We start from the raw sequence: 3,234 nt of genomic DNA on the forward strand, positions 1-3,234 counted from the left end.
TCGACAGTCGCGCGGGCGCCGGCGCCGAGGCCGCCGGCTTCGGGCGGGCGGCGAACAGCTCGAACTGGGCCCGCGGCTGCTGCAGCGCGGGGAGGCCCACGATGTCGCGGCCGAGCCAGAAGTTGTTCCACCAGCCCCAGAAGACGCGGAACTTGCGCTCCCAGCTCGGCATGGCGAGGCCGTGGTAGCCGCGGTGCGCGAACCAGGCGAGCACGCCCTTGATCGCGAGCTTGCCCGACTGGAACACGCCCTGGCCCACGCCGAGGCCGGCGACCGCACCGAGGTTCTTGTGGAAGTACTCCTTCGGCTCCTCGCCACGCAGGACCGCGACGATGTTCTTCGCGAGGAGCTTGCCCTGGCGCACGGCGTGCTGCGCGTTGGGCACGCAGTAGCCGCCCACGCCGCCGCCCGAGAGGTCGGGGACCGCGGCGATGTCGCCGGCGGCCCAGGCGTCGGGCACGAAGTCGTCCTCGTCACCCACTCGGAGGTCGGCACGGGTCTGCACGCGGCCGCGCTCCTCGACGGGCAGGTCGCTCGAGCGCACGATAGCGGGGTTCGCCATGACGCCGGCCGTCCAGACGATCAGGTCGGTCTCGAAGGTCTCGCCCGTCGAGAGCTCGATCTTGCCGTCGACCGCGCTCGTGAGCTGCGTGTCGAGGTGGATCTCGGCACCGCGCTGCGCGAGGTGCTTGATGACCCAGTGGCTGGTCTCGAGCGACACCTCTGGCATGATGCGGCCCATCGCCTCAATGAGGTGGAAGTGCGTCTCATCGAACGTGATCTGCGGGTAGTACTGGAGCAGCGAGCTGGCGAACGAGCGGAGCTCGGCGAACACCTCGATGCCCGCGAACCCACCGCCGACGACGACGAACGTGAGCAGGCGCTCGCGCTCGGGGCCGGGCGGGAGGGTCGACGCCTTGTCGAAGTTGTCGAGCACCCGGTCGCGGATGAACACGGCCTCCTCGATCGACTTCAGGCCGACGGCGTTCTCGGCGATGCCGGGGATCGGGAAGGTGCGCGAGACGGCGCCGCCGGTGACGACGATGACGTCGTACTCGAACTCCCAGGGCTCACCGACCGCAGGCGTGATGGTCGCGGTCTTCGACGCGTGGTCGACGTGCGTGACCTTCGCGGTCACCACGTTGGTCTTCTTGAGGTGGCGGCGCTGCGCGACCACCGCGTGACGGGGCTCGATGGAGCCCGCCGCGACCTCGGGGAGGAACGGCTGGTAGGTCATGTACGGCAGCGGGTCGACGATCGTGACCTCGGCCTCGCCGGGCCGCAGCCACTTCTCGAGCTTCCACGCCGTGTAGAACCCCGCATAACCACCGCCGACGATGAGAATCTTGGGCACGGTGAATGGACTCCTCATATTTCTGGTGCGTGCGGCCTGGTGCGTGCGATCACTGCTCGCGATTGCGGACAGTCCGCCTGGAATGCCGAGTGGCGCCGATGCCCAACAGCGCTGCTAGCGTACCAAACCCCGCGACCAACGAGAGCGGCACCGTGATATAGGCCAGCGTCCACGCCGTGGGCAGGAGGGTCTGCGCGCCGTCGGACCTCGGCAGGGGCGGATCGGCGATCGGCACGATCACCTGCGCCTCGTCGCCGGACTCCGTGGTCGGGGCATCCGCTCGCCGGTGGATGGTGATCCACTCCGCAAGGCTCCCGAGCGGGCTCGAGTCGACCTCGGGCACGTCTGCCGTGAGCGCCTCGACCGGGTCGATGATGCCCCAGCCGTAGAGCGGGCTGGGCACGTGCTCCTGCCCATGCGGATCGGCCGTGCGAATGAGTCGTTCGATGACATTGGCCGCGTCGAGGTCGGGGTACTCGCTGCGGATGAGGGCGACCAGGCCCGACACGATCGGCGCCGCGGCGCTCGTGCCGTCCCACTGCACGTAGCTGCCGTCGGGCAGCGCGCCGACGAGGTCCTCGCTCGGCGCCGCCACGGCGATCGTGATGCCCTGCGAGCTGGCGTCGAAGCTGGCGTTCTTCTCGCGGTCGACGCCGGCGACCGTGAGCACCCCGGGGATCGTGGCGGGCGCGCCCACCTCGCTCGTGCCGCTCCCCCGGTTGCCCGCCGCGGCGACGACCACGACGTCGTTCTCGAACGCGTACGTGAACGCGTCGTCCCAGCTCTCGGGCCAGTCGCGGGTGTTGCGCGTCAGGGACATGTTGATGACGTCGGCACCGTTGTCGACCGCCCAGCGCACGGCCTCGGCGATCTGGTCGTCGTTCGACTTCACCGCGCCCGTGTCCTGCCCGAACGCGACCGAGGCCGAGAGGAGGTCGGCCTTCGGCGCGACGCCGATCACGCCGTTGCCCTCGCCGGTGCCGCGACCGGCGAGGAGGGACGCGACGAGGGTGCCGTGGTCGGGGTCGTCGCCGACCGGCGTCTGCCCGTCGGGCGTGCCGAGGCCCGAGACATCCGTGCCCCCGACGACGGCCCCGCGCAGTTCGGCGACGTCGCCGCTCACGCCCGTGTCGATGATCGCGACCGTCACCCCCTCGCCCTGCGAGTTGTTCCACGCCGTCGTGAAGCCGTAGTCGGCGAGCCAGTACTCGAGGTCGCGCACCGTGTCGGCATGCGCCGGCGCGGCGCCGGCGAGCGCGAGGACGGTGGCCGCCGCGGCGGCCGCGGCGGCTTTCGCGACGACCGCGAACGGGCGGCGAGCCCGTGGGGTCACGAGCGACCGCCGGTGTCGTCGGCGGGGTCGGCCGGGTCGGGGATGTCCACGCCGTAGTCGGGGCACTGGCAGACCGACGGCGACCACGGCGAGCGCTCGAGCGCGAGGTCGCCCATCGGGTTCGCACCCGGTCCCGCCGACAGCGAGTGCGCGGCGAGCGCGTGCAGGCACTTCACCCGCGTGGGCATGCCGCCCGCCGAGATGCCGGCGATCTCCTCGACCACGCCGATGGACTCGCGGTCGGCGAGGTAGTCGCGGTGCGCGCGCTCGTACGCCGCCCGCACCTCGTCGTCGGACGCGAGCAGCTCGGAGCACTCGACCATGAGCTGCCCGGCCTCGAGGAACGACATCGCCGCCGTCGCCGCCGGGTGCGTCAGGTAGTAGAGGGTCGGGAACGGCGTGCCGTCGGACAGCCGCGGCGCGACCCGCGGGGGCGAAGATCGGCGGTGGACAGGCGGGACGACGCCCAGGCGGCCCGCCGTAGAATGTCGGGGATGATCGACTCCCCATACGCCGAGCAGCTCGCTCGCATCCCCGTCAGCGAGCA

At 71.4% G+C, this 3,234-nt stretch carries 3 protein-coding genes; all 3 read right to left on the reverse strand.

All coding sequences use genetic code 11. The annotated features are described in order from the left end of the window. On the reverse strand, positions 1-1,354 hold a 1,354-nt coding region (locus GH736_RS19770; RefSeq protein WP_159606379.1), incomplete at its 3' end, for an NAD(P)/FAD-dependent oxidoreductase. Positions 1,355-1,403: 49 nt separating this feature from the next. Further along, positions 1,404-2,687, reverse strand: a complete 1,284-nt coding sequence (locus tag GH736_RS19775) for a S8 family serine peptidase (RefSeq protein ID WP_159606381.1) — start codon at positions 2,685-2,687, stop codon at positions 1,404-1,406. Beyond that, complete coding sequence (locus GH736_RS19780) at positions 2,684-3,208, reverse strand: DUF501 domain-containing protein (RefSeq protein ID WP_235934514.1); 525 nt, start codon at positions 3,206-3,208, stop codon at positions 2,684-2,686. The genes GH736_RS19775 and GH736_RS19780 overlap by 4 nt, the downstream gene beginning before the upstream one ends. Positions 3,209-3,234 lie beyond the last annotated feature (26 nt).

It is taken from the genome of Agromyces humi (genome assembly GCF_009720255.1).
In the GTDB taxonomy this organism is placed as follows: Bacteria; Actinomycetota; Actinomycetes; order Actinomycetales; family Microbacteriaceae; genus Agromyces; species Agromyces humi.